At 49.1% G+C, this 26562-nt stretch carries 32 protein-coding genes; 5 read left to right on the top strand and 27 right to left on the bottom strand.

The genetic code is table 11. The features are described 5' to 3' along the window. Window positions 1–8: 8 nt before the first annotated feature. The 9 genes from OEY58_03735 to OEY58_03695 all read right to left on the bottom strand — a co-directional run bounded on the left by OEY58_03735 (window position 9) and on the right by OEY58_03695 (window position 8831). Window positions 9–983 (bottom strand): AgmX/PglI C-terminal domain-containing protein, encoded by a 975-nt coding sequence (locus OEY58_03735; GenBank protein ID MDH5324553.1) that lies wholly within the window; start codon window positions 981–983, stop codon window positions 9–11. 4 nt (window positions 984–987) lie between these two features. Next, a complete protein-coding gene (locus OEY58_03730; GenBank protein MDH5324552.1) occupies window positions 988–1497 on the bottom strand; it encodes a biopolymer transporter ExbD in 510 nt (169 codons plus the stop codon). A 21-nt stretch (window positions 1498–1518) separates the two neighbouring features. Then, window positions 1519–2013 (bottom strand): biopolymer transporter ExbD, encoded by a 495-nt coding sequence (locus tag OEY58_03725; protein ID MDH5324551.1) that lies wholly within the window; start codon window positions 2011–2013, stop codon window positions 1519–1521. Window positions 2014–2025: 12 nt separating this feature from the next. After that, on the bottom strand, window positions 2026–2670 hold the full coding sequence (locus OEY58_03720) for a MotA/TolQ/ExbB proton channel family protein (GenBank protein MDH5324550.1): 645 nt from the start codon (window positions 2668–2670) through the stop codon (window positions 2026–2028). Between the two features lie 337 nt (window positions 2671–3007). Further along, window positions 3008–3289, bottom strand: a complete 282-nt coding sequence (locus tag OEY58_03715; protein ID MDH5324549.1) for a hypothetical protein — start codon at window positions 3287–3289, stop codon at window positions 3008–3010. An 85-nt stretch (window positions 3290–3374) separates the two neighbouring features. Then, complete coding sequence (locus tag OEY58_03710; protein ID MDH5324548.1) at window positions 3375–3938, bottom strand: tetratricopeptide repeat protein; 564 nt, start codon at window positions 3936–3938, stop codon at window positions 3375–3377. Window positions 3939–3960: 22 nt separating this feature from the next. Further along, window positions 3961–6807: a tetratricopeptide repeat protein gene (locus tag OEY58_03705; protein MDH5324547.1), complete on the bottom strand. Its 2847-nt coding sequence runs from the start codon at window positions 6805–6807 to the stop codon at window positions 3961–3963. Further along, a complete protein-coding gene (locus tag OEY58_03700; protein MDH5324546.1) occupies window positions 6794–8245 on the bottom strand; it encodes a tetratricopeptide repeat protein in 1452 nt (483 codons plus the stop codon). Before OEY58_03700 ends, OEY58_03705 begins: the two co-directional genes overlap by 14 nt. A gap of 4 nt (window positions 8246–8249) precedes the next feature. After that, window positions 8250–8831 carry an AraC family transcriptional regulator gene (locus OEY58_03695; protein ID MDH5324545.1) on the bottom strand — a complete coding sequence of 194 codons (582 nt, stop codon included), beginning with the start codon at window positions 8829–8831 and terminating at the stop codon, window positions 8250–8252. Between the two features lie 344 nt (window positions 8832–9175). Here OEY58_03695 and OEY58_03690 point away from each other — a divergent pair, with 344 nt between their 5' ends. The 3 genes from OEY58_03690 (at window position 9176) to OEY58_03680 (ending at window position 11871) form a co-directional block, all read left to right on the top strand. Further along, the gene (locus OEY58_03690; protein ID MDH5324544.1) at window positions 9176–9946 is read left to right on the top strand and encodes a hypothetical protein; all 771 of its coding nucleotides are present in this window, start codon (window positions 9176–9178) and stop codon (window positions 9944–9946) included. 141 nt (window positions 9947–10087) lie between these two features. Beyond that, window positions 10088–11572, top strand: a complete 1485-nt coding sequence (locus tag OEY58_03685) for a GGDEF domain-containing protein (protein ID MDH5324543.1) — start codon at window positions 10088–10090, stop codon at window positions 11570–11572. After that, entirely contained in the window at window positions 11572–11871 is a 300-nt protein-coding gene (locus tag OEY58_03680) for a pentapeptide repeat-containing protein (GenBank protein MDH5324542.1), read from the top strand. Before OEY58_03685 ends, OEY58_03680 begins: the two co-directional genes overlap by 1 nt. A 92-nt stretch (window positions 11872–11963) precedes the next feature. Here the strand turns inward: OEY58_03680 and OEY58_03675 are convergent, their stop codons facing one another. Beyond that, entirely contained in the window at window positions 11964–12956 is a 993-nt protein-coding gene (locus OEY58_03675) for a 2Fe-2S iron-sulfur cluster-binding protein (protein ID MDH5324541.1), read from the bottom strand. A gap of 2 nt (window positions 12957–12958) precedes the next feature. Beyond that, window positions 12959–13390 carry a hypothetical protein gene (locus OEY58_03670; protein ID MDH5324540.1) on the bottom strand — a complete coding sequence of 144 codons (432 nt, stop codon included), beginning with the start codon at window positions 13388–13390 and terminating at the stop codon, window positions 12959–12961. A 302-nt stretch (window positions 13391–13692) separates the two neighbouring features. Between OEY58_03670 and OEY58_03665 the strand changes: the two genes are divergently transcribed. Further along, window positions 13693–14076 carry an iron-sulfur cluster assembly accessory protein gene (locus OEY58_03665; protein ID MDH5324539.1) on the top strand — a complete coding sequence of 128 codons (384 nt, stop codon included), beginning with the start codon at window positions 13693–13695 and terminating at the stop codon, window positions 14074–14076. 6 nt (window positions 14077–14082) lie between these two features. Continuing rightward, complete coding sequence (locus OEY58_03660) at window positions 14083–15345, top strand: ATP-grasp domain-containing protein (GenBank protein ID MDH5324538.1); 1263 nt, start codon at window positions 14083–14085, stop codon at window positions 15343–15345. A gap of 19 nt (window positions 15346–15364) precedes the next feature. Here the strand turns inward: OEY58_03660 and OEY58_03655 are convergent, their stop codons facing one another. From OEY58_03655 to OEY58_03580, 16 genes are all read right to left on the bottom strand, one after another. Then, complete coding sequence (locus OEY58_03655; GenBank protein ID MDH5324537.1) at window positions 15365–15661, bottom strand: oxidative damage protection protein; 297 nt, start codon at window positions 15659–15661, stop codon at window positions 15365–15367. Between the two features lie 25 nt (window positions 15662–15686). Then, window positions 15687–16766 carry a twin-arginine translocase subunit TatC gene (tatC, locus tag OEY58_03650; protein MDH5324536.1) on the bottom strand — a complete coding sequence of 360 codons (1080 nt, stop codon included), beginning with the start codon at window positions 16764–16766 and terminating at the stop codon, window positions 15687–15689. 42 nt (window positions 16767–16808) lie between these two features. Further along, window positions 16809–17174 (bottom strand): Sec-independent protein translocase protein TatB, encoded by a 366-nt coding sequence (gene tatB, locus OEY58_03645; GenBank protein MDH5324535.1) that lies wholly within the window; start codon window positions 17172–17174, stop codon window positions 16809–16811. 18 nt (window positions 17175–17192) lie between these two features. Next, window positions 17193–17426, bottom strand: coding sequence for a twin-arginine translocase TatA/TatE family subunit (gene tatA, locus OEY58_03640; protein ID MDH5324534.1), 234 nt, complete (start codon window positions 17424–17426; stop codon window positions 17193–17195). 28 nt (window positions 17427–17454) lie between these two features. After that, complete coding sequence (locus OEY58_03635) at window positions 17455–17790, bottom strand: histidine triad nucleotide-binding protein (GenBank protein MDH5324533.1); 336 nt, start codon at window positions 17788–17790, stop codon at window positions 17455–17457. Next, a complete protein-coding gene (locus tag OEY58_03630; GenBank protein ID MDH5324532.1) occupies window positions 17787–18107 on the bottom strand; it encodes a phosphoribosyl-ATP diphosphatase in 321 nt (106 codons plus the stop codon). The genes OEY58_03635 and OEY58_03630 overlap by 4 nt, the downstream gene beginning before the upstream one ends. A gap of 64 nt (window positions 18108–18171) precedes the next feature. After that, entirely contained in the window at window positions 18172–18561 is a 390-nt protein-coding gene (hisI, locus tag OEY58_03625) for a phosphoribosyl-AMP cyclohydrolase (GenBank protein ID MDH5324531.1), read from the bottom strand. A 14-nt stretch (window positions 18562–18575) separates the two neighbouring features. Further along, window positions 18576–19349 carry an imidazole glycerol phosphate synthase subunit HisF gene (gene hisF, locus OEY58_03620; protein MDH5324530.1) on the bottom strand — a complete coding sequence of 258 codons (774 nt, stop codon included), beginning with the start codon at window positions 19347–19349 and terminating at the stop codon, window positions 18576–18578. Between the two features lie 43 nt (window positions 19350–19392). After that, on the bottom strand, window positions 19393–20139 hold the full coding sequence (hisA, locus tag OEY58_03615) for a 1-(5-phosphoribosyl)-5-[(5-phosphoribosylamino)methylideneamino]imidazole-4-carboxamide isomerase (protein MDH5324529.1): 747 nt from the start codon (window positions 20137–20139) through the stop codon (window positions 19393–19395). Between the two features lie 73 nt (window positions 20140–20212). Beyond that, window positions 20213–20857, bottom strand: coding sequence for an imidazole glycerol phosphate synthase subunit HisH (hisH, locus tag OEY58_03610; protein ID MDH5324528.1), 645 nt, complete (start codon window positions 20855–20857; stop codon window positions 20213–20215). Between the two features lie 80 nt (window positions 20858–20937). Then, window positions 20938–21552 carry an imidazoleglycerol-phosphate dehydratase HisB gene (hisB, locus tag OEY58_03605; protein ID MDH5324527.1) on the bottom strand — a complete coding sequence of 205 codons (615 nt, stop codon included), beginning with the start codon at window positions 21550–21552 and terminating at the stop codon, window positions 20938–20940. 88 nt (window positions 21553–21640) lie between these two features. Beyond that, complete coding sequence (gene hisC / locus OEY58_03600; GenBank protein MDH5324526.1) at window positions 21641–22720, bottom strand: histidinol-phosphate transaminase; 1080 nt, start codon at window positions 22718–22720, stop codon at window positions 21641–21643. Window positions 22721–22725: 5 nt separating this feature from the next. Beyond that, window positions 22726–24039: a histidinol dehydrogenase gene (gene hisD / locus OEY58_03595; protein MDH5324525.1), complete on the bottom strand. Its 1314-nt coding sequence runs from the start codon at window positions 24037–24039 to the stop codon at window positions 22726–22728. 31 nt (window positions 24040–24070) lie between these two features. Then, window positions 24071–24718: an ATP phosphoribosyltransferase gene (gene hisG, locus OEY58_03590; protein ID MDH5324524.1), complete on the bottom strand. Its 648-nt coding sequence runs from the start codon at window positions 24716–24718 to the stop codon at window positions 24071–24073. Window positions 24719–24765: 47 nt separating this feature from the next. After that, window positions 24766–26025, bottom strand: coding sequence for a UDP-N-acetylglucosamine 1-carboxyvinyltransferase (murA, locus tag OEY58_03585; protein MDH5324523.1), 1260 nt, complete (start codon window positions 26023–26025; stop codon window positions 24766–24768). A 263-nt stretch (window positions 26026–26288) separates the two neighbouring features. Beyond that, entirely contained in the window at window positions 26289–26549 is a 261-nt protein-coding gene (locus OEY58_03580; GenBank protein ID MDH5324522.1) for a BolA family transcriptional regulator, read from the bottom strand. Window positions 26550–26562 lie beyond the last annotated feature (13 nt).

The following is a 26562-nucleotide window of genomic DNA, read 5'->3' as shown; positions in this document are numbered from 1 at the left end:
TGATTCGTTTAGGAAGGCAAGAAATCCAATGGGAATGTCACCGTCAAATTCTCCGCCCCGGGCTTGGATCCGAAATTAAAACCCCTGATACGGATTTTCAGCTTTTTCTCCAACCGCGGAGAATTGAGTTCACTGGAAACAATTTCCACACTGACTACGGAACCATCTGATGCAATCACCAGTTTAAAAACAATCTTGCCGGCAATACCTGGATCTTTACGTAATTCCCGATTGTATAAGTTATAAATCTGACCTTTATTACGATCAAACACCATACTCACTTCTTCAAATGTGCGTCTGGGTTTGCCGCTGTCGCTGGTACTTGACTCCCCACCCCGCGCAGCGAGTTTTTCAATACCACTTTCCACCTTAGTCGTTTCGCGGTCTTCCAAGTCGGTGCTGCCACCCAAACCGGAGCTTATTTTCGAAGTATCAATACCGCCACTGGTGACAATCTCATCGGAAGTAATAACATTGCGGGTTACTTTCTTGGCGGATGCCCCTTTATTGGACAGCTTAGTGTTTTTCTTCAAAGCGGTCGTCAACGGCTTATCCCGAATATCGGACAATTCGTCTGCAAAGGCCATCAAACCCACAGAGGAGGCTTTTTTGCGCGCGTCGGCCCGTTTTTGCTCAGCCGTTTTTTCCGGTTTCGGCTTTGGCTTGGGTTTTGGCTCGGGCTTTTTCTTTTCCGGTTTTTTCTCTGGTTTTTTCTTCTCCGGTTTCTTTTCCGGCTTTTTCTCCACTTTGGGTGGTGGTGGTGGCGGCGGTTTCTGCCTTTCCATAACCAACTGGGCAAAACGCGGCGGTAATTCTTCCACCTTGCTGCGATCGACTTTCTTTACCGGAACCAAAGGAACAATGAAACCCAAAACTAAGGTGATCACCATGACCACAATTAGTATGCGTTTAAGCCGCTCCAACTCCTCCCGAATGATGGTCCAGGGAAGCGTAAAGGAATGATATAAGGCTGTTGCACTCACGCGTTTACCCGTTGTCCTCAGATTTCCTCATGACCGCCAAGGAAATATTGGTGTAACTGGCTTTGGTACAGGTGTACATAATCTTTTTCAAGACCTCATAAGGTATGAGCCTGTCCCCCATGATAGTGACCTCACGAGGCAAAGGTTTTCCGTCAGGTGTCTTCTTCATGGCAACACGTTTGGACAATCGTGCCAGTTCCCGTTTCAAGCCTTCAATTTCCGGATCGTCCGAGCGCGTTACAGTTTTCAGGTCCGCCACCTTAAGTCCTTGCACTACAATATCTTCGTTACTCACCATGACCACAACGGTTTCTTTGGGAAGCTTTTCCGCTGTCGATTCCGGTAATTTGATCTTTTTAGCATTGGGCAGATCCTGCACCGTTGTGGAACTCACCAACAAAAAGAACACCAAAATGGTAAATATGTCCATGAGCGAAACCATATTCAGGACCGCTTTGCTCTTGCTGCGTTTGTGATGTCGTTCCATGCGCTTGGCGCGCCGGGACATTTTCATTGAGCTCATATGCTACTGCCTCTAACCCGGAGCGTCGCCAATCGAAATAACGGGAAACAATTCCTTTTGCACCACCGTGCCCACTTCAACTACACGTACCGCACGGGAAGCATCCATTGCTTGCACCAAAGTCTCATAAGGCACTTTGGGTTCCAATAGTATGGTGATGTTCTTTTTGTCCGGAAATCGGGACTTGATTTTCAACAACAGATCAGAAACTTCTTTCATGTTGAAACCATTGGCGGTTTTCTCAAAGGTTTTAATGGGCCCGTTAATGGTTTCTGAAACGACGATTTGATCCTTGCGCAAAATCAATTCAAAGTTCATCTCTTTCTTTTGCTGTAATTGCTGCGGATTTTGCTTTTTCTGTGGCGGTAAATTCAATTCCAAAACCGTCATGTGCGAGAAAACTGCCGTAATCAGCAAAAACGGCACCAATATAACCATCAGGTTCAAAAATGCGGTTATATTCAGCTCCGGAGCTTCCAAATGAGCTCTTCTCACCCGACGCGCCATGTTTTGTCTCCGCTATTTGGATCTGGTGGCGTGTTCTGTGATGACATTGAGAAATTTAACCGTCGCCATCTCCATACTATCCACCAGTTCCGTTGTTTTGGTTTGCAACACGGCGTAGACCAGCAGCAAAGGTATGGCAGCCATCAATCCAAATGCAGTCGTGTTCATAGCAACCGAAATACTGGCTGACAGCAGATCCGCTTTGTCAGCCGGATTGGCATTTGCCACTGCGGTAAATGCTTGAATCAGACCGATGATCGTCCCTAACAGTCCTAACAAAGTGGCAATATTGGCAAAGGTGGCAATGTAGTGGGTACGTTTTTCCAAGCGTGGCAATATCTCCATCAGGCCCTCTTCCATCGCCATCTCAATATCATCACGACTGCGCGCTGCCTGAACCCGGGTTAAACCGTAAGTTAAGATTTTACCAATGTCCGCTTTGGATTTAGAGCTGATCGCCATCGCCTGGGCGTAGTTGTTGGTTTTCAATAACGGCGTTAGCTTTTGCCACATCATACGATTCGTGGCTTTGGCGTAGCTGAGATAGAGATACCTTTCCACCGCAATGGCGATACCTGCAGCCAACACCAATGAGATGGGATACATGAACCACCCACCTTCCTGAAAAAATCTGACTATTGCCGAAAAGAATTCCATACGGTTCTCCTCACAAAACACATGCTTGCACAAACAAACTGCGTACTTGTGTCGTAAAAATTATGGCTGATAAAAACTAATTCCTTATGTTTCGATCACCAAATAACGCCCGCTTAAAGAGCCAAGCGACAACAAGCTTGACAAAGCTTACATTGATCTTGACATTAGTGATCTATAAACCTAACACAACTTAGTTCGTGGAATTGAGAAAAGAATCTCATAACAGGCAACTATTCAAAGCGTTTCGGGCCTTGCGATGGTTTGCATCACGCATCAACCCTTGACCTTGTCTCATTCTCCAACGAGTAAATCCATCGCGCTTTGACATTAGAGCATGCTAGCGCGGCGCATTGTCTACCGGGTTAAGCAAGCCATAGTAATCTATTTCGCGCTTAAACACATCACGGTCCAGCACATCCATACTGACCGCGCCACTTTCTTTAACCGGAGTCGCTGCAGTGATTTTTATTTCGGAATCCTTCCAGGGCACCACGTATAACACCTTAGGTAACTCCCGTGCCCCTGTAATGGAGGTCTCATCCATATTCATTTTTTCTTCAGCGGAGGCCTGAGACAGCATAAAAAATATACTAAAAATTGAAACACCAATTTTTTTCATCAGATTCACCACGCGGTTATATTACAAAAATTCCCAGCGAAAAACAAAACACTTTAGAACTAAAACTACTTATACAGGCTTTAATTTACCGGCTCTTTATACGTCTATCCAAGTCGATTAACCACTTTTCCACTTCCTTGTCTTGCTCTTTTGACAGCTCCTGGAAACGTTCATAGTGGTTCTTGGCTTTTTTCAAACGACCCAGATACAAGTCGTACAGAATCCCAATATTCAGATGCGCCAGCGCATATTCACCATCTGCTTCCAGCGCTTTCAAATAAAAGTCTTCCGCTTCCTTAAACTTTCCCCGCCCCCGGTTAATTATGCCCAAATGGTTATAACTCACCGAACTACCGGGATTGATTTCAATGGCTTTTAGAAACGCAGTCTCCGCATCGTCCATTTTTTGCTCACGGTAGTACAGCAAGCCCAAATTGGTATGGGGGCCTGATAAATCCGGGTAATTCTTCACCAGAGTCTGCAGCAGGGTCTTGGCCTTACCTGTGTCACCATTTTTCATCGCATCCAGCGCCTCCTGATAATCAGCGCGGGCTTCCGGTGAAACATTGACTGGAACACTTGAGGCTTTTCGTATAAGAGGGGTACTCGTACTCGCCCCACTACCAAAACATCCTTGCAACAGCAGCACCAACTGGCACAGACACAGGAATCTAATTAATGGTGTCAGCAATCAACTCACTCCTTTCCATTTTTCCGTACCGCGCCGGGCGCAGGGTACGTAAAGCAATGAAACTTTTCTTAACCCACTCATCGTAAAGACCTTCGGAGGCCCTATGAGCATTGGACTCATGAATATCTATAGACTTTTCTTCAAACGGATAAGCCTGTTCCTCCAGGAGGATATCATACTGTTCCAACTCCTCCCGGGAAAGCCCGGATGGCCGTTCAGATTTCATTAATTCTTTTCCAAAATTAGAGTAAATTTCACCCAATAAGTAAACGGACGCCGTTGTTACTTCAGCAATCCCATAATTGGCAGCCTGGGTATAGGCATCCACCGCAGCTTGCATACGCTGTTTTTTCAACTTTAGATTTTCTTTAAGCGGAGCCACTAGATTAATGTTCTGGAATGAGCGCAATGTAGGCTTAGCTAAAATAAAACTGGCCTTGGCCGCGAGAAATTTTGTGCGCTCGGAACGCTCTCTATTGGCAAATTCATCCGTTTGAATAATCTCTCTCAACCAATAATGATACTTGTCCGTATTACCCCGATCTTTGTAATGTGCAGCGATTTTCTGCTTTACTTCAATAGCCATATCTACAGGACGAGGATAATTTTTAGCGTATTCCAGATACAAATTCATGGCTTTGCCGGATTCAGAGGTCCCCTCATACAACTCACTCACGTGCAAAATCATTTGCCGTTGTTTTTCGCGGTCCGATTCGCCAATCATCAGTTTCTCGAATTCGCCTGCGGCTAACAGCGGTTGCTTGTTCTGCTCATAGGCGCGGGCCAACCCACGAGTAATTTGATCCTGATGTTTGCTGCCGGGATATTTACCCCGAAATTTCTCTAAACGCTTAATCGCTTCAGCCCACTGCTCTTTTTGTAAGAAGCCCATTGCCGCGTCAAACAGCGCTGCCTGATTGGCGCTGGAATCGGGAGCTTCCTGTTCAATACGACTGAATTGGGCCAAAGCACCTTCCACATCGCCGGAACTGCGTAGCTGCTCACCGCGTTTGTAGATTGCTGCGGCAATTCGTTCCTGCATATCCAAACGATCTTTCTTGTTTTTGGTCAGCTTGAGTGCGATTTTATATGCCGATTCCGCCTCAGAGAATCGCCCACCCTGCAAATCTGCCTGAGCAACAATCAACCAGGCTGAACGGCGGATTTTATCGGGCACCTTGCCACTAAGCTCCAACACCACCCGGGCAGCGGTTGCCGCCTGATTAAACTTTTTCAGCGCGTATAATTCTTCCGCTGCCTTCATGATCACTGTAGCCGAACGCTTGTCTTTGGGAAAAGACTTGGCAAATCGCAGCGCGCTGGCCACAGACTGACGACTGGCTTTTTCTTTGTCCAAGCCGGATATTTCCGCTTGCTTGGAATAAGCCACTATTGCGGCATACGCAGCATCTGCATCCGACGTCTTATATTGGTAAGCAATGGCCTCATATTCCCGTGCCGCATCCCCATAACGCTTAGCATCCAACAACAAATCCGCCATCAACAAATGTAGCTTCGGCGTCTTGGGATTCTCCGGAAAGCTCTTTAAATACTGCTCATACCACACCAAAGCCTTGGCCGAATCTTCGAAGGATGCAGTTTTTTGCGCGGCCGCATGATAGTGCTGTGCCAGCTCCTCGATATTCTGCGCCAACTTGGGACCTAACTTGTTTTTTTGCTCTTCGGTCAAACTCTTCCAAAACGCCCCATTTACCCGGTAACGACCGGCAAAACTGGCTTTTTCTGTCAGGGCCAGTTTAGCGAACCCCCCATTGGCATAGGCATCAATTGCATACAAATCAAAGTAGGGAGCTTGTGGATGGTCGGGAAAAGCGCTGACAAACTCTCGATAGGCCTTAGCCGAATCCCGTACCCGCCCCATCCCAAGGTAGTGCTCTCCTAACGCCTTGTACAGCCTATATTCATAGGGACGACGACCATTACGGGTAAAATACTCGGAGATGACATTACCACCGCCTAATTCGTTAAAGCTCAGCAAGGTTGCCCTAAACACATCATCCAGCAATTCTTTATCACCCCGACTCAAATGCGAATCGTCCTCTCCCACTTCACCGCTGCCGCTTCTAAGCTTGCGATCAATAAGGCTCACAAAAGAATACAGCGCCTGTTCATACTCGCCTTTTTTGTAGGCCGACCAACCCCGCTTTGACAGTGCTTTCTCATAGAATGGCGAACCGGGGCTAATCACCATAGCCTGTGTATAAGCATCTTCGGCCTCATCATAGGACTGCATGGCAAACAATAACTCACCGCGGCGAAAATGAATCTCATCACGGTTGGTTATACTGGGAAATTCCTCCAGCAATCGATCCAGGGAATGCAGCGACTTGCGCGAATTACCCGCTTGTTCATACGCTCTGGCCAATCGATACAATATTTTCGGTTTGGGATTGCCGCTACGCTTAGATACGGTAAAGGCATTTTCCAGTAACACAATTGCTTTCTCGTAACTCACGCCTTGCAAATTGATCGTCTCATCCGGTTGATCCTGCGTGGTTTGCTTTTCGGTCAACTGCTCCAATTGGGACTGGTAACGCGCTTCGCTTTTTTCCAGCTCCAGATCCGCCAGTCGCGTCAACGCCTCTACACGCAGCGAATCCTCCGGATTGTTATTCATGAATTGCCAGTAGTTATCCATCACATCACTGCGCGCACTCACCACCACGGCATCTTTCTCAATCTTCACGTGAAGCTTCTCGCCCAGTGATCCCAGTGTATTCTTACCGGTGGTGTTACAGGCAGCCAAAGCGATGATTAAACTCGCTGCTAAGGGCCGCAACAGGAATTGAACCTCATTCCTTCTCATGCTTTACCCCCCAGCGTTTGGCGGAATAATCGTAGATTTGCGCCACAGAAAACCGAGCTTGATTAAAGTATCCCACCAGGCGCTTTTTGCGCTGCTCCAATTCCTTGTAGGCCAGGCGTTGCAAATGATGATTGAGCTTTTCAGACGCTAATAACACCTGCGCCTGTAGCTGATTAATTCGGGTTTGGTAGGCACCGTAATTTTGTTGATTCAGCGTTTGGTAGGTGGGTAATGTGGCAGACCAGCTTTCCAGCTTCCCCAGTGAGAATCTCAACTGCTTATAGTTAAACAAAGTTTCGGAAAACTCATAGCTGGCAATCACAGGCCACAAATAGCGCCCTTCAGGTGAATCCAGAACCTTTTTCATCGTCCAGGCACCGGTATCCGCTTCACCGGTTTCCGTTCGCAATATGCCTTCGATCAATTTACCCCCGGCGATAGCATTGGCTGCCGAGTTTATTTTTGTAATCTCTTCCTGAAAAATCAGCATCGCTTTTTCGTAGTATTGCAAAGACTGTTTATACGCTTCCAATTGACCAAAAGCATAGGGAACCGCCATTAACGCTTCCTGCACATGGGGATCGCTGGGATCTCTTTCGATCAACTGCAACCAAGGGATAAGAGATTTCTCGTGTTCGTTACCGGTGGAATAGGCTCTTCCCAAACCCAGCAGACCTCTGTTGGCATGCACCCCATCCAAATAAATTCGTTTGAGAAACGCTTTAGCTTTTTCCGGCTCGCCACTGCCCAAGTATTCATAACCCAGAACCAAATTGGCTCTATCCTTCAAGTGTTGAGCTTCGTCATCCTTAACACGCAGCTTGCCCAACTCATCCAGAATTTCCGCACTTTCCACCTTTTTACCGGTTTTGGCCAACGCCATTGCCATATTGTATTTTCCATAAACCCACCACTGCCCACCCTTGGACTCCTGCGCTAACAATCGTGAAGCTTCACTGAAGCGTTCCAGCCGCATAAGAATGAGAGCCTCCAACACCACACGTTCGGCCCGAAGCTCAGAGTCTAACTGCCCCTTGATTCTGGCAAGCGCATCCAAGGCCTCAGGATAGCGCCCCCTTTGATACTGGGTTTTCGCCAGATAAAACCAGGCACGATCGCTCACCGGTCTGGGTTGATCTTTTTCCAAAAAAGCCTCAAAGAGACTGGCCGCCTCTTGATGAAAACCATAAGACAAATACAAACCACCCAACACCAGTCCGGCTCGGTCTTGATTTTTCTTGATGCGCCCCAGTTTCTGATGGGATTGCAGTCGGGTAATGGCAGCGAAGTGCCGCCCCTGATAAGAGTCAAACAAGGATTCCTGTAAACTGGGGTCACGTAAACCGGACCACTCAATCTCTACTGCAAAGCTGTTATCACACACTAATGCCAGCAGGAACAACACCACAGAGAAGTGAAAAAACTTAACCGCTTTCATAAGTTCAATTCCACTCCTTTACCACCAAAGCAGGATAACCCTTACCCGCACTACTGACATTCAATTCCAAAACAGTCCGAGATACCCCCGAAAGAAATCGATACACTGTTTGCCGCTGGTAATCGGGATTGCGTGGTACGCGTCCCACCATGACCGCGTTAATGCTGTGCATTCCTGCCGGAACATTAGCCAAATACAAGCGGTGGCTACCTCCCCGAGTCAGCGCATGCACATCGGCTGCCGAGTATTGATATTCCGCTACAACCTTACCGTCGATTTCCAGCTGAATCAGGTCCAAGGCAAACAATTTGGTTTTGTCCATAGTGACGAGAACCAACAACTGAAATTTTTCCGGATTGTCTTCGCGCTCCTGCAAGATAGCCAGGTCGCTGCCCAAATTTAGTACTTCTTTCACCAGCAGCTCGGTCTGTTCGTCCAGAGTTCGGAACGAGGCTAACGGGGCAATGGCTGGTGTTGTGGCTTGGGGCGTACTATTTTCCCGCTCCGGATGGGACCCCGGCTCACACCAGGCAATAGCTGAAAACGCCACAGAGAACGTGGCAATTACGTATACTGGAAACTTCACCCTACGTACCCCCAAACCCCAAACACTTTAGCATATGACAAAAATGCCTTATCATTGCCCCCAACATAGCAAAACCAAACTACTTAAGTAAAATCCGTTTTACTGGTATATTTTTCAGGATTGCGCCCCAAACTATATAATGTCTTCATGAGTTGGCGCAATACGCAAGATTATGTATTTGGTTTTAAAGTAAAATTTACCAAGCGCGGAAAAGTTTCTCGGCTCTGAAACAACCATACTATTGCGTCGATAAAGATACAATACCTGATTTTAACAGCAGGGATTTAGAATTAGACATTTTTTTATAACTGTATAATAATTTTTAATATTGGAGTGGGAAAATAGTGCAAAAGTCTATTGTGGTCATTGGTATCGGTGAGATGGCAGGGGTGTTTTGTCGTGGTTTTTTAAAATCCGGTTATACGGTAATTCCGGTAACCCGTGACACAGACATCCACCAGGCGGCCCAATTTGCACCGACTCCGGACATGGTATTACTCAGCGTGGCGGAAAAAGACCTACACAGCTCTCTTGAAACCATTCCTGAACATTGGAAGCCGCAATTAGCCTTGTTACAAAATGAATTGCTCCCCAGAGACTGGCAAACACATCAACTGAACCAACCCACGATCATTTCCGTCTGGTTTGAAAAAAAGAAAGGCCAGGATTATAAAGTGCTGGTACCCTCCCCCATCTATGGCCCCAAAGCCCACATCCTTGGTGATGCCCTGACACAATTGGACATTCCCAATCGTCTGCTCAACAACGCAGAAGAGTTATTGTTTGAACTGGTGCTAAAAAATGTATACATACTCACCACCAATATTAGCGGATTGGTCGTTGGCGGCGATGTAGAAAATTTGTGGAATCAACACCGGGATCTGGCCAAAACTGTGGCCGGCGAGGTTATACAACTGCAGGAATATTTAACCGGCGCAGCACAGGACAGCAACGCCTTAATCGAAGGCATGGTCACGGCTATCAACGGCGACCCCCAACATCAATGCATGGGGCGCTCGGCGCCGGCGCGATTAGCCAATGCATTAAGAATTGCCGATGAAGCAAACCTCTCAGTCCCAAAACTGAGAGAAATCCACTCTAAAACAGTGGACTGAACGGGAATCTTCAGGCCCGGCGATTTTTCGGGCCTGGAAATTATCTTAACAAAGACTTAAGGAGCCAGCATAAATTGACGTACTCTGTTGTATCAGTCATATTAAGCGCAGCTCTCCATAGAAGCTGGATGTTGTAAAGTTGTGAACCCTCTAAAATACAGTTCGTTTAAAAAAACCGTTTATTTGACGACCGCCGTAATTATCGCCTTGCTGCTGATCTCCGCTGTCGTCAACCTGCTGGTGGTCAGAGCCCACTATACCAACTATGAAAACGAACAAATTCGGGAACAGTTGAAAAACAAGACCCTGATTATCGGCAAGCAGATCAAATTGTATAAACAAATCATAGCCAATCTGGCCGGCGAGGCCACCACACGTGATTTACTCATGTTTGGCGATACCAACACCGCTCACAACTGGGCGGTGGAAATGCGCAAATACTTACCTCAATCCATCGGCATTGCCCTGCTATCCTCCACAGGAAAAGTGTTGGGAGACCCGGTGACCCTGCGGCTGGGCCCCCAGTGCCTGACCGACCTGACTCAGTTGTCACAGGGCCTCAAAGTGGCTCACCCCCCCATTCACCGGGATATACCCGAGCTGTCGCACTATGATTTGACCACAGCAGTATTGGACGAAGACGACGTTCAAATTGGAATTCTTTTTGTCAGCTTTAGCCTGGACACGCTCAAATCCACCCTGCAAGAAAGTGTCAGTAAAGAACAACTGCTACAATTGCTGGACCATGAAGGCGAACCCATCGCCGTTGCCGGCTCTATATCCACGACACTGGAACAATACAGCATTTCCATGCCAGTCCCCAACAGCAGTTGGACCATCCAGGTCACGGAAAACCTGGCGTCTTCCTTACCCATTTATCTGACACTGAGCTTATCCAATCTGGCCACATCCATTGTGGTCATCGCGTTGATAGGCTTTTTTATCGTATATTCCTCACGAATATTTAAACACGATTACGAAAAAATACGCGATCGACTGGACCAGGTACAGGAGGGTAAATTTGACACCAATCCGCCCAATATCCATCTGAAGGAAACAGCGGAACTACTCCCCTACATTGATTATTTATCGCGGGATATACAAAAACAAAAACAAATGATCGCCAATCAAAGCTGGGTTGACGAACTAACGGGACTGCCCAACCGACGCCACTTTAACAATGAATTTGTACGCGCCTACAACTTGGCCCGCCGCGGCATCCCCATGGCCGTCGTATTAGTGGACCTGGACAATTTTCAAAAATTGAATTTGCAAGCGGGCAATGCCGCCGGTGATCAAGCGTTAAAATTATTTGCCAACACATTACAGCAATACTGCCGCAAAACCGATTTTGCTGCACGCCTGGGCGGCGATGAATTTGCCTTGTTATTACTCGATATGCAACCGGACAAAATCCGTCCTTGTCTGGAAAAATTATCTGAAACCTTTCTGGAGCAACAGGAACGCCACCCGGCAGTGCCAGACGATTTACGTTGCACTTTGAGCTGCGGTTACACCTTCATCAATGTACACCGGGATTATAATGCCGCCGCGGTATTGACCCGTGCCGATAAAACCCTGGAAACCGCGAAAACTCAGGGTAAAAACTGCGTTGTAGAAGCCTGATGATTGTTGTGTATGATCGCCGTGGCTTCACCCCGTTATTGTCTCTGGAAGAAGACAGCCTCTGCGGCTTGGATTTAAGCGGTGCCAATCTGGAAAATGCCAACTTGGTACAGCACGACCTCAGCGGCTGCGATTTATCCCGTGCCAACCTACAAGGAGCGGATCTGCGCTTAGCCAATCTCAGCAACGCCAATCTAAGCCATGCCAATTTGATAGATGCCGACCTCACCGGCGCGCGTACCGAAGGAGCCGTTTGGGATAAGGCACGCCTGTCCGAGGCGGTAGTAGAGTTGAGTTAGCCGCTATCACGGTCCTGCTCACTCCAAAACACAACAAAGCGCCGTTTTTTAAAGGTTTTTGACTGCGTACGCAGAATCCAATAAATTGCGCCTTAATAAATACTGGTGAGCATGACTCGGGAGGGAGGGGTTCCCTTGGCGCGAAACGCTTGGTCTGCAGCTTGGGTCAGCGAAGGTTTTGCCGCCACGTACAAATCGATTTCTGTTTCCACCGGTGAGCGTGCCACAATCTCCTGTGTCAGGGCCCGAAGTTGGGAATCACCCGCTGTGGAATCCCATTCCAACACAAAAAACACAAAATTATCCAACGCATTTAACCAAGAACGGCAATAGTTTTCTAAATACGGCTTTTGGCCCTGTTCCACCACCCAAAACAAGGTCATGCTTTGCTCTAACTCCAAAGCAATGGCATGTTCCACCAGACTTTTAATAGGACCGAAACCTGTGTCCTGAGCCACCATTACCAGGGGCCGACGGGATTCCTCATCCAAGGCAAATTCACCGCATGGGCCTGTGACCGTTACGTGGTCAGATGATTTAAGCCGGCTAAACACCGCCTCGGAGAAATCACTACCATCCTGGCGAACATGGAATTGCAAAACCATGCCGTTACATGGGCAGCTGGCGATGGCAATATCTTTGGGCGGCAATCCTTGAAACTGCAGCTGCACGTATTGTCCTGCCAGGAAACGCAATGTACTGGAGCGGGGAGTGCGCAAATGCAACACCCGGTGCTGCTCATCCAGCACCTCAATGTTTGCTACTTTGGCTTTTACATTCTGCTGCGGAATATCGGCAGAGGTTCGGGCTGTACTGGCCTCCAGGACCAAGTCTTCTGCCGCCGCCATGCAACACATTAATACCATGTTTTGGGATTTTTCAGCATCGGAAAACACATAATCAAAATGTTGCAACGGCTCGCAACTCCCCTGCACAACACGAGCCTTACATTCACCACAGCTACCACCGGCACAACTGTAGTTCATATTTAAACCGGCCCTCAGTCCGGCATCCAATAAAGTCTCTTTATCAAACGCGGTAAACTCGCGCCCGGCAGGCAATAGTTTAACTTGATGTCCGCTCATACTTAATTGCCCTGCTTAAACCGGTGTAACAGCCATGCATTTAACTCTTCGGCAAAGTTTTTATAACTGTCCGTATGCTGTAATTGTGACAGCTTGTCCATTAAGTCTACAATGATTTCCCGATACATCGCTTCTTTGGTTTTATGCACCGCCAACTCTACAGTCAAACGCCTTATTTGCGATTCCAAAGTTTCCTGAGAATCAAACAAAGTATCTTGTAAGCGTCTCGCATAGGCATTGTTGCGAATAATGCGAGCACGCTCCACCATGGGCGATTCATCCCAGGCCATGGCCGGGAAATGGGACTTCAGCTCCTCCAGATCCACCCTTCCATCGAAAGTGTGCAAATCGCCTTGGCGCGCCATTTCCTGCAGCAAGCTGCGGGGAACACCCAAGTATTTTGCCGCCTTTGCCACACCCATCCATTTCGCCATGTCAGAAACCTATCTTCAGGAAACGTCAAGATAACCACAATAATTACCAAACATCCACACTCGCCAGTAAACCTCCTAAAAGCATAGTCAGCGCACCAAGCTTGCGCCCCCTGCAAATGCAAATTTTTCCCAAACCCGAAACTTTTTCCCGTGCAAATCCAAGGCTTTGCCGCCGCCTTTCCTAACTGTGACCGCAGAGGGGAACATTTTTTACAAACACCGCTCGAATACAATATCCAAACCCGGTAAAATAGCCGGTGCCCTGCGGGGCCAAAACTTATTAATCTCACAGGAGTAATTGAATGAGCGCGCAACCGGAATTTAAATCCGCCATCACTGATGAAGTTAACGTTTCCCCTGCCGCCCACGAAAAACTGGTGGGTTTGCTGAATTCGGAAGATGAGGTTAATGGTGTAAGAATTTTTGTCTCCGGTGGTGGCTGTGGCGGTATGACCTACGGCATGACCTTTGCCCAAGCCCCCACCCGATTTGACAGTATCTTGGAAAAAGACGGCTTAACGGTGTATGTCGACGCAGTGGCTCTATCCTACCTGGAAGGTGTGGAGATTGACTACGTTGAACAGGGAGTCGGCAACGCCAGTTTTGTGTTTAAGAACGTTTTTGCCTCTACCGGAGGCTCTGGGACCTGCGGCGCCTGCGGGGCCGCGGGTGGCGGTTGCGCTTAAGCTCGTTTGAATGATCCGACTGTACCGGGGCGATTACTGTTAATCGCCCCACCCAATAGCTACCGCACAGCAGCCTACATAGAAGCCGCAAAACGTCGCCGTATCCCCATCGAAATTGCTTCGGAAGGAGAACACTCCTTAATCGCCGAAATTGCATCCGGCCTACATATCCAATTCGATGACGTTCCCGCCAGTCTGGAAAAAATACTGAAGTCTCATGAACAACATCATTTTAGCGGGGTTGTGGCCACGGATGACTTTACGGTGGAAATGGCAGCTAAAATAGCACAGCAACTGCAACTGCCGCATAACCCACCCCAATCCGCCCGCATTGCCCGACGCAAGGATCTGGCCCGGCAAATCCTGAAACAACACGATCTACCGGTACCCCAGTTTAAAAAAATCTCCCTGATTCAGCCACTCATTGAGCAAATCATCGATTTTCCCTTGCCGGCCGTGATTAAACCATTGGGCATGTCCGCCAGCCGCGGGGTCATACGAGTCAATGATAGAGACAGTTTTTTACAAGCCTGTGAGATCCTACAGCGCATTTTGCGCCACGAACACGACGAAGAGCTCCGCCATACCGCCCTGTTGGAACAATACATTGATGGCGCGGAAGTGGCGGTAGAAGGCTTGCTGCATCACGGTTGCCTCATACCCCTGGCCATTTTCGACAAACCCGAACCGCTTACAGGGCCGTATTTTGAGGAAAGCTATTATGTCACCCCCTCACGCCTGCCCCAGTCGATGCAAACACATATACTGAAACGGGTACAACAAGCCTGCAGTGCCTATGGCTTGGTGACCGGTCCCGTGCACGCCGAATTGCGACTATTCGATGACGAAGCCTGGATCCTCGAACTCGCAGCCCGTACCATTGGAGGAGAATGTGCCCGTTTATTGGAATACGGCACCGGGCACAGCCTGGAAGAATTGGTGATCAGCTACGCCACGGCAACCCCCTTGGACATAAAGCCTATGGAGCACAGTGTAGGTGTTTTAATGATTCCTACGCCTAAGCCCGGCATTTTACGGCGTGTGGAAGGCGTTCTGGCCGCGCAAAACACGCCACTCATTCAAGAAGTTATTATTTCCGTTCGCGAAGGCCATGAATTGAACTGCTTACCGGATGCTGCCAGCTACTTGGGTTTCATTTTTGCTCGGGGCGAAAACCCGGCGGTCGTTGAGCAAGCCTTACGGCAAGCTCACGCCCAACTCAAAGTGGTTGTTGACCCTTTGTGGAAAATAACCGGCTCAACACGGTAGTCAAACTGCGCAGAAACGGTTATTTTTTACCGCCGCCCGCCCGACCAGCGGGTTGAAACCCGGCGGGCAATCCTCCGAATTCACCTTCCTCAAATAAAAACCCACGCATATGTTCCTCGATGAGCTGCAAATTGCCTTCATCGGCGGAACTCAGTCCATTTTCATTAATGATAATGGTGAGTCGTTCCAGCCATTTTTTCCAACCTTCTTTGGAAACGTTGTCAAAAATCCGCTGCCCCAGCTCTCCGGGGTGTGGCGGACGATCCAGGCCTTCAGCCTCAGCTTTCAATACCACGCATTGGACTAATCTAGTCATATTTCTCACCTTATCGTTTATAGCATCAATTGGTTTTAGGGGCGTCGGTGCCGTCCCCGTTTTTATCTGTGTTTTTGTCTGTTTCTGTGTTTTTGTCTGCGTCTGCGTCTGCGTCCGCCATATTCTCAGGAAGCGGCTCATACTCTTGGTGCGGTTCCTCGGCCGGCTCATCATCCCAGGCGTCGTCTTCGGCCTCAATTCGATCTAACTCCGCATCCATTTCCTCATCCGATAATTCACGATATTCTTCGTTATCGGCATCGTCCGTGGCAGATTCGTCCACCACAAGATTTTCAGAAAGATCATCAACATTCGGAGTTGTCATGGCATTTCCAGCAACCGCGGCCGCTACAGTATCATCGGATTCCTGCTGCGGCTTGGTATACAACCGCGACATTATCAGCCCTAACTCAAACAATATCCACATCGGCAAGGCCAACAGAGTTTGCGAAATGACATCCGGCGGTGTCAGCAACATACCGATTACAAAAGCGGCCACAATAATATAGGGGCGCTTTTGGGCCAGGCTTTGGGCTGTGGCCAGACCGGTCCAAATAACCAATATGGTGGCAATGGGTACCTCAAAAGCAAACCCAAAAGCAAAAAACATTTTCAACACGAAATCCAGATACCGACTAATATCTGTCATCATTTCCACACCGGTGGGCACTATTCCTGTTAAAAAACCAAACACTAGCGGGAACACTACAAAGTACGCAAAAGCCATCCCCAGGTAAAACAGAAACGTGCTGGACACCAAGAGAGGCATGACCAAGCGCCGCTCATTTTGGTACAAACCGGGAGCGATAAAGGCCCACCCCTGATACAAAATAAAAGGAATACAAATAAATATGGACGCCACCAAGGTCAATTTGAATGGCGTTAAAAACGGTGACGCCACTTCTGTCGCAATCATACTTGTGCCTTCCGGCATATGTCGCATTAGCGGTTCCGCGACAAATGTGTACAACTCATTAGCGAAGGCAAATAAGGCTAAAAACACGAGCAATACCGCCACAACAATGCGCAATAAACGGTCCCGCAGCTCAACTAAATGAGCCACAAAAGGTTGCTCCAATGGTGGCGGAAACTGCTGTGTAGTCATTGGTATAGGAACCTGGACACTTAAAACAACATGATTAAAGAATTATGGTTTGGATTCAATGCTATTTGGCTTGGCGCCATCCTCAGCAACCGAAGCGGACGGCATGGGCTCCGGCTTATGAGGCGGTAGCTGGGCATTAACGGAAACACTTTTCCGGGTCTCGTCCACGGTATTTTCGATGATTTCATGCAGCTCTTTCACTTTGGATTGCTCTTCCAAAAGACGCTTGAGTTCCTCGGACTTATCCACTTCACGGCGGATATCATCCTGCACATCAGCCACAAAACGTTTAGCCCGACCAATCCAATAACCCGCGGTACGGGCCACCGTGGGTAGCTTCTCCGGGCCAATGACTACCAGAGCGACTACCGCGATAAGCGCCAGCTCCCAAAAACCGACATCAAACATAACAGGCAGGCCGCGGGACTAAACCTTGTCTTTCTCTTTAGAGGTCACTTCGCCTTCAATCACATGACCGTCTTTTTCGGCCGAAATGCGGTCTGGATTGGCTTTGTTTTCCTCGTCACCGTCTTTTAGGGCGCCACGAAAGCCTTTCACTGCAGCACCCAAATCACCACCTATATTGCGCAGTCGTTTAGCTCCAAACAACACCAGCACGATTAACAAAATGATAAGGAGCTGCCAAATACTAATACCCATAACTTTTCTCCGATAATAAACTCTTAACTCAACCAAATGACATGGCTTGACCGCCCAGCAAATGGAAGTGCAAATGATACACTTCCTGGCCGCCGGCGGGGCCGGTGTTGATGACCGTACGAAAGCCACTCTCCAACCCCTGCTCCCGAGCCACACGAGGCAACACACGCAACATATGCGCAACCAGCGGATCGTGCTCCTGTTCCAGATCATTGAGGCTGCCGATATGAATCCGCGGGATCACCAACAAATGTACATCAGCCTTGGGATAAATATCTTTAAAAACGATAAGTTGCTCGTCTTCAAATACAATATCCGAGGGAATGGTTCCGGCAACAATGTTGCAAAACAGGCAATCGCTCATTTTTTCTCCCGGGCAGCCTTTTCATCCAAACCGGACAAACCGAACCGCCGGTCCAATTCTTTCAATACATGATCCGGCCCTAATCCCGCCTGGGCCAACATCACCAGGGTATGAAACCATAAATCCGCAGTTTCGTAGATAATCTGCTGCGGGTCACCATTTTTAGCCGCGACAATCGTCTCAGCGCACTCTTCCCCGACTTTTTTTAAAATACTATCCAGACCTTTAGCGTACAAACCTGCCACGTAGGAGCTGTCCGCCGGAGCCTGTTTACGTTGTTCCAGCACTTGGGCCAATTGTTTCAGTATGTCGCTCATGAGTAATTCAAATGTCTGCCTACTATCAGGTTTGTATCACCGTAATGTCAGCCGGGGCTTCACATTACTTGTAAATTTGCGCCGGGTCTTTTAACACTGGCTCCACGCTTTGCCATTGCCCATCTTGCAGCTGTTTATAAAAGCAACTTTGGCGCCCGGTGTGACAAGCGATCTCGCCCAACTGCTCCACACTCAATAACAAAACGTCATTATCACAATCCAGACGCACGTCTTTGATGAGCTGCACATGTCCCGATTCCTCACCTTTGCGCCATAGGCGCCCACGGGAACGAGACCAATAGATGGCTCGTCCCTCAGCGATACTGAGCTGCAAAGACTCTCGATTCATCCAGGCAAACATGAGAACTTTGCCGCTGTGATGATCCTGGGCAATCACGGGCAACAGGCCGTCCTCAGCCCACTTTATTTCTTCCAACCAAGCCGTTTTCGACATCCCATTTTCACCTGCTACAAACGCACTTCAATGCCCTGGGCCGCCATAGCTTGCTTGGCCTCCCCCACGGTATGTTCGCCAAAATGAAAAATACTGGCTGCCAACACTGCGTCAGCATGTCCTTGCTTAATGCCGTCCACCAAATGGTCCAAGGTTCCCACTCCACCGGACGCAATTACCGGTACCGAAACTGCGTCACTGATGGCTCTGGTCAGTTCCAGATCAAAACCGACTTTGGTGCCATCCCGGTCCATGCTGGTCAACAAAATTTCACCCGCTCCATAAGCCACCATTTTCTCCGCCCATTGTACTGCGTCTATACCCGTGCCTTTGCGGCCTCCGTGAGTAAATATCTCCCAGCGCGATGCTTCACCTTCTGCCGAAACCCGTTTTGCGTCGATAGCCACAACGATACATTGGGAACCGAATTTTTGAGCCGCAACTTTCACAAACTCAGGATTGAATACTGCAGCTGTGTTGATAGCCACTTTATCGGCACCGGCAACCAACATACGCCGAATATCAGCCGGTTCCCGTATACCACCGCCAACCGTGAGTGGAATAAACACTTGCCCTGCGACCTCTTCCACTACATGTACCATGGTTTCACGCTGATCGGAACTTGCGGTAATATCCAAAAAAGTCAGTTCATCCGCACCTTGCTCATCATAGCGTTTGGCAATCTCTACCGGGTCACCGGCATCGCGAATATCGACAAATTGAACACCCTTCACCACACGGCCGTTGTCCACATCCAGACAGGGAATGATTCGTTTTGCTAACCCCATAGCCACATAACCCTTGTACACCGAACACACATCACATGTACACCTAATCTTTTCCTGCACACAGTTCATCCGCCAATGCCTGGCCCGCAGCGAAATCTAAAGACCCTTCATAGATAGCACGGCCGGTTATAGCACCCAATATGCCCTCATCCGCCACAGCGCATAAAGCGCGCACATCGTCCAGATTGGTAATCCCTCCAGAGGCGATAACCGGGATATGTATGGACTGCGCCAGCTTAACGGTGGATTCGGTATTCACGCCGGTCATCATGCCGTCGCGGCTAATGTCCGTGTAGATGATGGCTTCCACGCCGTCCTGTTCAAACTTTTGAGCCATATCAATCACATCGTGACGAGACAACTTGGACCAGCCGTCGATAGCCACTTTGCCATCTTTAGCGTCCAGTCCCACGATAATGTGCCCTGGAAAATTGAGACAAATGTCGGAAACGAAGTGCGGAGCATTAACCGCTTTCGTACCGATAATACAATACTGCACTCCCAGATCCAGATAGGATTGAATCGTATCTTCATCGCGGATACCGCCGCCGACCTGCACCGGTGTGTCAGGACAGGCTTTGACGATCTGAGCTACCACATCCCCATTGACCGGCTTACCGGCAAAAGCCCCGTTCAGATCCACTAGATGCAAACGTCTGGCCCCCGCATCCACCCACTGCCTGGCCATCGCTACCGGATCGTCCGAAAACACCGTGTCGTCTTCCATTCTCCCCTGACGCAAACGCACACATTTGCCATCCTTCAGGTCAATGGCGGGGATTAATAACATGATCCGGCTCCTCTGGCAGCATTAAAGAATTCAGCGTTAAACAAGCAGTGCATTGAAACAATATTCATCAGCATTAACTTTGCCCATCCCATTCCACAAAATTAGCATATAAGGCCAAACCGTCATGCTGACTTTTTTCCGGGTGAAACTGCACCGCAAATATATTATCCCGAGCTAAGGCAGCAGCAAACGCAAAACCGTAAACACTGGACCCGGCGATAGGCTCGGGAGTAGCAGGTTGTGCAAAATAGCTGTGCACAAAGTAAAACCGGGCATCCTGAGGAATATTTCGCCACATAAAATGAGAGACTGCCTGATGTACCTGATTCCAGCCCATGTGAGGTACTTTTAACTTCTCACCGCTCAACGGGTCCTGCAAGTCCGCCCCAAAAGCTTGCACAGTGCCGTCAAAAATCCCCAGGCATTCCACACCGTCGTTTTCTGTGCTGTGCTGCAGCAGTGCCTGCATACCCACACAAACCCCCAGGAAAGGTTTTTCACGAGCACAACGAAGAATGACTTGGTCTAATTCCAAGCGTCGAATCTCCCCCATGCAATCACGCATAGCACCTACACCCGGTAACACCACACGGTCCGCTGCGAGGATTTCTTTACTGTCTGCAGTAACCACTATGGGAGTATGGGTCACATGTTCCAGCGCTTTGGCAACAGAATGGAGATTCCCCATGCCATAATCAATAACGGCTATTTTACTCATCTTGTATACGTCGATTATCCAGGGATTAACCAGTTACCGCGAGCCATCCACCCGCCACCCGGCATCGCAAACCTGCGCACCTAGAGACTACCTTTTGTGGAAGGCATTATCCCACCCATGCGTTCATCCAGCTCCAACGCCATCCGCACAGCGCGACCCATGGCCTTAAATACGGTTTCCGCAATGTGGTGAGCATTGTCGCCACGAATATTATCAATATGTAAAGTCACCTTGGCGTGATTCACAAAACCCTGAAAAAACTCGTGAAACAAATCCACATCAAAGGTACCAATAGCCGCACGGGGATAAGCCACGCGGTGCTCCAAACCCGGCCTGCCGGAGAAGTCGATCACCACACGGGATAAAGCCTCATCCAGGGGCACATAGGCATGACCGTAACGCCGAATGCCTTTTTTATCGCCCACAGCTTGCGCAAAAGCCTGTCCCAGGGTAATACCAATATCCTCCACCGTGTGGTGGGCATCAATATGCAGATCGCCCTTGGCTTCAATCTCCAAATCGATCATTCCATGACGAGCGACCTGATCCAGCATGTGCTCCAGAAAGGGTACACCGGTTTTTAAGCGCGCCTCGCCTTTGCCATCTAAGTTCAGTTCAACCTTAATTTGGGTTTCCAAAGTCGCACGTTCTACTGACGCTTTACGTTCAACCCGGTTGTCACTCTTGTTTGCCACTATGGCATCCTCATTTAGTAATAAAACAATAGGCTTTCGGTAGAGCCATTCTAAACCTTGAATCCACTCGGCTCAACGGTGCCCGCGACTACAAGCTCGCCTGTAAGGCAGATATGAACTGCTGGTTTTCCGCTTCTGTCCCCACAGTCACCCGCAGACATTGGCTCAATAATGGCCCTGCTGCGGACAAATTTTTGATCAACACGCCGCGATCCAATAGTCGTTCAAATACCTGCTGCGCCTCGGCCTGTTGGGTACGAAATAACAGGAAATTGGCGGAGCTGGGAAAACACTCTATACCGTCCATACTCTGTAGTTGTTTAAACAGCTGCTCTCGGTCCCGCACAATTTGTTGGGTCTGGCCGTCCAGAACCGATTTATGTTCCAGCGCGAACTCCGCACTGAGCTGGGTCAGAGCATTAATATTATAAGGTAAACGAATTTTTTCCAGTTCCTGCATGCAAACCGGGTTTCCAGCCAGGAATCCCAAACGCAAACCCGCCAGACCCAGCTTGGATACAGTCCCCATAACCAGTAAATTGGGGTATCCCTGCAGATGACGCATAAAGCTGTGACCGCAGAAAGCGAAGTAAGCTTCATCAACCACCACCAAACCATTACTGGCTTCAATAATCTGCAAAATAGCAGCTTCATCGAACCGATTACCGGTGGGGTTATTGGGATAGGCAATGAAAATAAGCGCCGGGTCATGCTGCTGCACTGCAACTAAAAATCGCGGTAAATCCAATTCGAAATTTTCCTTCAAATCTACCGGCACGTACTCCATTGCAGCAATAGTGGCAATGATTCGGTACATCACAAATCCGGGTTCAACAGAAACCAGCTTACGACCCTGCCCACCCGCAGCCAGACACAGAGTTTGGATCAGTTCATCAGATCCATTACCCAACATGATATCCATCCCCTCCGGGACCTGGAAAGCATGCCGCACCTGTGTTTTTAAACCTTGTGCAGACGGATCCGGATAGCGGTTAAGACAAGCCCCCTGCATCCGTTGCAGCCATTGTTGCTTCATTTCCTCCGGCCACACATAGGGATTCTCCATAGCATCCAGCTTAATCAGGTCTTGCGCGGGCGGCACATGGTAAGCGCTGAGAGCCCGAATCGAAGGGCGGATCCAGCGTAAAACTTTTTCCTGGGAATCCATCGGACTTAAGTTTTGTCGGAATCAGGCTGAATTCGGTATTCAGCGGATCGCGCGTGCGCGGTCAAACCCTCTCCTCGAGCCAATATGGAGGCGGTTTTGCCCAGCTCCGATGCGCCCTGAGGCGAACACATAATGATGCTGGAGCGCTTCTGAAAATCGTAAACTCCCAAGGGAGAAGAAAATCGCGCTGTTCTTGATGTGGGCAACACATGGTTGGGTCCGGCACAATAATCACCCAGCGCTTCCGCTGTATAACGCCCCATGAAAATGGCGCCGGCGTGACGAATCTCCGGAAGCAGGGCCTGCGGGTCTTCAACCGACAACTCCAAATGCTCGGGAGCAATAAAATTGGCCACTTTCACCGCTTCCGTCATGTCTTTGACTTTAATTAAGGCGCCCCGGTCTCCCAGTGAGACCTGCATGATATCCACACGCTCCATCGTTTGCAGGTGCTTCTTGATACGGGCATCCACTTCATCCAAAAAGTCCTGATCCGGACACACCAAGATGGCCTGCGCATCTTCATCATGTTCAGCCTGAGAAAACAAGTCCATCACAATCCAATCCGGATCGGTTTTTCCGTCGCAAATCACCAATATTTCAGACGGCCCGGCTATCATATCGATGCCAACATGGCCGAAAACCATGCGTTTCGCAGTAGCCACATATATATTGCCCGGCCCCACGATTTTATCCACCTTAGGGACAGAACTGGTACCGTAGGTCAATGCGCCGATAGCCTGGGCTCCACCGATCGCAAATACCCGGTCCACTTCACAAATGGCAGCCGCAGCCAACACCAATTCGTTCACTTCTCCCAAGGGTGTGGGTACCACCATGATCAGCTCGGAAACGCCGGCCACTTTAGCCGGTACCGCATTCATTATCACTGACGAGGGATAAGCCGCCTTGCCACCCGGAACATAAAGCCCAACTCGATCCAGCGGAGTTACTTTTTGACCCAGCACCGTACCATTGGGCTCTTCAAACTGCCAATCGCCCTGTACTTGCTTTTCGTGATACACGCGCACACGCTCTTTGGACAGCATTAAGGCTTGGCGCTGATTCTCTGGAATGGCGTCCAGAGCCTGCTGTAAGCGCTTGTGCGAAATTTCCATGTCTGCCATGCTTTTCGCATCGGTGCGATCAAACTTGTTGGTATACTCCAACAAAGCGTCATCACCACGATTTCGCACCTCGCGCAATATATCCAGCACCGTTAAGTTTACTTCATCATCAGAGACCACGTCCCAAGCTAACAGCTCTTCCAGGTTCCGCCAAAACTCTCCGTCCTGGGTATTAAGTCTTTGAATATTCATATTTTATCGCCGCTCACTACCGAAACATTCACTAACGCGCCGCCGTAACCGCCGCTGCTATTTTATCTATAAAGGACTTTACCATAGTGTGCTTCATTTTCATTGAAGCTACGTTCACCACTAATCGAGAACTAATATCCAAAATGTGCTCAAATGGCTCCAGGCCATTGGCCCTCAGGGTATTACCGGTGTCCACCACATCGACAATCAAATCCGCCAGCCCCACCAGGGGCGCCAGTTCCATAGAACCGTACAGTTTGATGATTTCCACTTGTTGCCCTTTAGAGGCAAAGTAGCGCTGAGTACTGTGAACATACTTGGTAGCCACTCGCAAGCGCGCCCCGTGATCCGACAGCTGAGCTTCTCCACAGCGCCCTGCCACCATCAATTTGCAACAGGCAATATTTAAATCCACCGGCTCATACAAGCCTTCCGCCCCATGCTCCAGTAACACGTCTTTACCCGCCACCCCCACATCTGCCGCACCATACTGCACATAAGTGGGCACATCGGAAGCCCGAACAATTAACAACTTCACATTATCCTGATTGGTATCCAGAATTAATTTGCGACTACTCTCCGGATCGTCCACGGGATGGATATCCGCTTGCGCCAACAAGGGTAAAGTTTCCTTAAAAATACGGCCTTTGGATAAGGCGATAATCAATGATTCATTCATGTCGCACTCAATTTCCCAACTGTTTCCCAACTACTGTTTCCAAGCTCTCAAGCCGGAACTCGGCGTATGTTGACACCCAGTTGGTGTAATTTCTCTTCGATACGTTCGTAACCACGATCGATATGATAAATCCGCTGTACTGTGGTATCCCCTTGCGCCACCAATCCTGCCAAAACCAGACTGGCAGATGCTCTAAGATCCGTTGCCATCACCGGCGCGGCCGTGAGACGCTCCACTCCGGTAATAATGGCGGTATTGGATTCCAGTCGAATTTTCGCACCCATGCGCTGCAATTCCTGTACATGCATAAACCGGTTTTCAAATACCGTTTCCCGAATGACGCCGGCTCCCTCTCCCACCGCATTGAGTGCAGTGAATTGTGCTTGCATATCGGTGGGAAATGCGGGGTAAGGCGCGGTATGTATGTCCACACAGCGGGGCCGTTGCCCTTTCATGTCCAAACTAATCCAGTCCGGACCGGTTTCAATGTGAGCCCCCGCCTCCTTAAGCTTTAACAAAACCGCGTCCAGCATGTCCGGATAGGTATGCTTCACTTTGACCGAACCGCCCGAGATGGCTGCTGCCACCAAATAAGTACCCGTCTCAATGCGATCGGGCAATACGGAATACTGCACACCATTGAGTTGGTCGACCCCTTCGATTGTAATGGTATCGGTACCCGCACCGTCGATGATCGCGCCCATTTTAATGAGGCAATTGGCTAAATCCACCACTTCCGGTTCGCGTGCAGCGTTTTCGATAACCGTTGTCCCTTTCGCCAAAGCAGCTGCCATCATCAGATTTTCGGTTCCTGTGACGGTAACAATATCCATCACCAGTTTGGCACCGTGCAAACGCTTTGCTTTGGCTTTGATGTAACCATTTTCAATAACAATATCAGCGCCCATGGCCTGCAAACCCTGAACATGCAAATTCACGGGCCGAGAGCCGATGGCACAACCGCCGGGCAAGGAAACTTCTGCCCGGCCAAAACGACTTAACAAGGGCCCCAGCACCAGAATTGAAGCGCGCATGGTTTTGACCAGTTCATAGGGAGCTGAAAAGCTGTTTATCGTTGATACATCGGTTTCGATATTGAGCTTTTCATCGATCACCAGGTGCACACCCATGGCACCCAACAGCTCCATGGTTGTGGTGACATCCTGCAAGTGGGGCACATTACCCACCATCATCCGGCCTTCAGCCAATAGTGTGGCGGCCAATATGGGCAAGGCTGCATTCTTGGCGCCGGAGATTCTGACTTCTCCTTGAATTTTTGCGCCACCGCTTATTATTAATTTGTCCATTTTATTTACTGAGCCTCTCTCGGCCATCCATGGCCTCCAAGGCATAATGCCTTCCATGGCAAAAGCCTGCTGAAAAATAAAAGCCACCTGTTTGATACGGGTGGCTGGTGCGGCCATAGTTTTGGCGATTGTCACCAAGGTTAAGGACCTGGTTAAAAACCTCTGGCAATATACCAAATTATCCGGGTTTTGTGGAAATTAAGAAGCGGGGGAACTGAGACCTTGTTCTCAATGAAACGCTAAAATCGCTATACCCCGGGCGGCTATGCACCACCCACCTGGAATTTTTGCGCTTTTTCCCACTCCTCAGGGCTGTAGGCTTTTATGCTCAGGGCATGAATTCGACCGCTGGTGATTTCCGCATTTAGCGTCGCGTAGACCATTTTCTGCTTTTCAAGCAGTGACTTACCAGCAAAGACGGCGCCCACAACGATAGCTTCGTAGTGGCTGCCGTCACCGTTCACAGTGACTTGCGCATCGGCGATGCCTGCTTCTATCAGACGTTTGACTTCCTCATTTTCCATGTGGCTAAACCGC

Source organism: Gammaproteobacteria bacterium (assembly GCA_029882975.1).
In the GTDB taxonomy this organism is placed as follows: domain Bacteria; phylum Pseudomonadota; class Gammaproteobacteria; order SZUA-152; family SZUA-152; genus JAJDNG01.
Note: the sequence above shows the minus strand (reverse complement) of the source record. Positions and strands in the feature narration are given on the sequence as shown.

Bases quoted from the DNA above. Each gene is read 5' to 3' on its own strand.
- tatC (MDH5324536.1), bottom strand. From the start codon at position 16,766: ATGACTACACAGCAGTTTCCGCCACCATTGGAGCAACCTTTTGTGGCT.
- tatA (MDH5324534.1), bottom strand. From the start codon at position 17,426: ATGGGTATTAGTATTTGGCAGCTCCTTATCATTTTGTTAATCGTGCTG.
- OEY58_03730 (MDH5324552.1), bottom strand. From the start codon at position 1,497: ATGAAAATGTCCCGGCGCGCCAAGCGCATGGAACGACATCACAAACGC.
- OEY58_03720 (MDH5324550.1), bottom strand. From the start codon at position 2,670: ATGGAATTCTTTTCGGCAATAGTCAGATTTTTTCAGGAAGGTGGGTGG.
- OEY58_03725 (MDH5324551.1), bottom strand. From the start codon at position 2,013: ATGGCGCGTCGGGTGAGAAGAGCTCATTTGGAAGCTCCGGAGCTGAAT.
- OEY58_03665 (MDH5324539.1), top strand. From the start codon at position 13,693: ATGAGCGCGCAACCGGAATTTAAATCCGCCATCACTGATGAAGTTAAC.
- hisG (MDH5324524.1), bottom strand. From the start codon at position 24,718: ATGAATGAATCATTGATTATCGCCTTATCCAAAGGCCGTATTTTTAAG.
- OEY58_03680 (MDH5324542.1), top strand. From the start codon at position 11,572: ATGATTGTTGTGTATGATCGCCGTGGCTTCACCCCGTTATTGTCTCTG.
- hisD (MDH5324525.1), bottom strand. From the start codon at position 24,039: ATGAATATTCAAAGACTTAATACCCAGGACGGAGAGTTTTGGCGGAAC.
- tatB (MDH5324535.1), bottom strand. From the start codon at position 17,174: ATGTTTGATGTCGGTTTTTGGGAGCTGGCGCTTATCGCGGTAGTCGCT.
- OEY58_03655 (MDH5324537.1), bottom strand. From the start codon at position 15,661: ATGACTAGATTAGTCCAATGCGTGGTATTGAAAGCTGAGGCTGAAGGC.
- murA (MDH5324523.1), bottom strand. From the start codon at position 26,025: ATGGACAAATTAATAATAAGCGGTGGCGCAAAAATTCAAGGAGAAGTC.
- hisF (MDH5324530.1), bottom strand. From the start codon at position 19,349: ATGGGGTTAGCAAAACGAATCATTCCCTGTCTGGATGTGGACAACGGC.
- OEY58_03700 (MDH5324546.1), bottom strand. From the start codon at position 8,245: ATGAAAGCGGTTAAGTTTTTTCACTTCTCTGTGGTGTTGTTCCTGCTG.
- OEY58_03635 (MDH5324533.1), bottom strand. From the start codon at position 17,790: ATGAGCGATTGCCTGTTTTGCAACATTGTTGCCGGAACCATTCCCTCG.
- hisH (MDH5324528.1), bottom strand. From the start codon at position 20,857: ATGAGTAAAATAGCCGTTATTGATTATGGCATGGGGAATCTCCATTCT.
- OEY58_03705 (MDH5324547.1), bottom strand. From the start codon at position 6,807: ATGAGAAGGAATGAGGTTCAATTCCTGTTGCGGCCCTTAGCAGCGAGT.
- OEY58_03580 (MDH5324522.1), bottom strand. From the start codon at position 26,549: ATGGAAAATGAGGAAGTCAAACGTCTGATAGAAGCAGGCATCGCCGAT.
- hisA (MDH5324529.1), bottom strand. From the start codon at position 20,139: ATGTTATTAATCCCCGCCATTGACCTGAAGGATGGCAAATGTGTGCGT.
- OEY58_03715 (MDH5324549.1), bottom strand. From the start codon at position 3,289: ATGAAAAAAATTGGTGTTTCAATTTTTAGTATATTTTTTATGCTGTCT.
- hisI (MDH5324531.1), bottom strand. From the start codon at position 18,561: ATGTCGAAAACGGCTTGGTTGGAAGAAATAAAGTGGGCTGAGGACGGC.
- OEY58_03630 (MDH5324532.1), bottom strand. From the start codon at position 18,107: ATGAGCGACATACTGAAACAATTGGCCCAAGTGCTGGAACAACGTAAA.
- hisC (MDH5324526.1), bottom strand. From the start codon at position 22,720: ATGGATTCCCAGGAAAAAGTTTTACGCTGGATCCGCCCTTCGATTCGG.
- OEY58_03675 (MDH5324541.1), bottom strand. From the start codon at position 12,956: ATGAGCGGACATCAAGTTAAACTATTGCCTGCCGGGCGCGAGTTTACC.
- OEY58_03670 (MDH5324540.1), bottom strand. From the start codon at position 13,390: ATGGCGAAATGGATGGGTGTGGCAAAGGCGGCAAAATACTTGGGTGTT.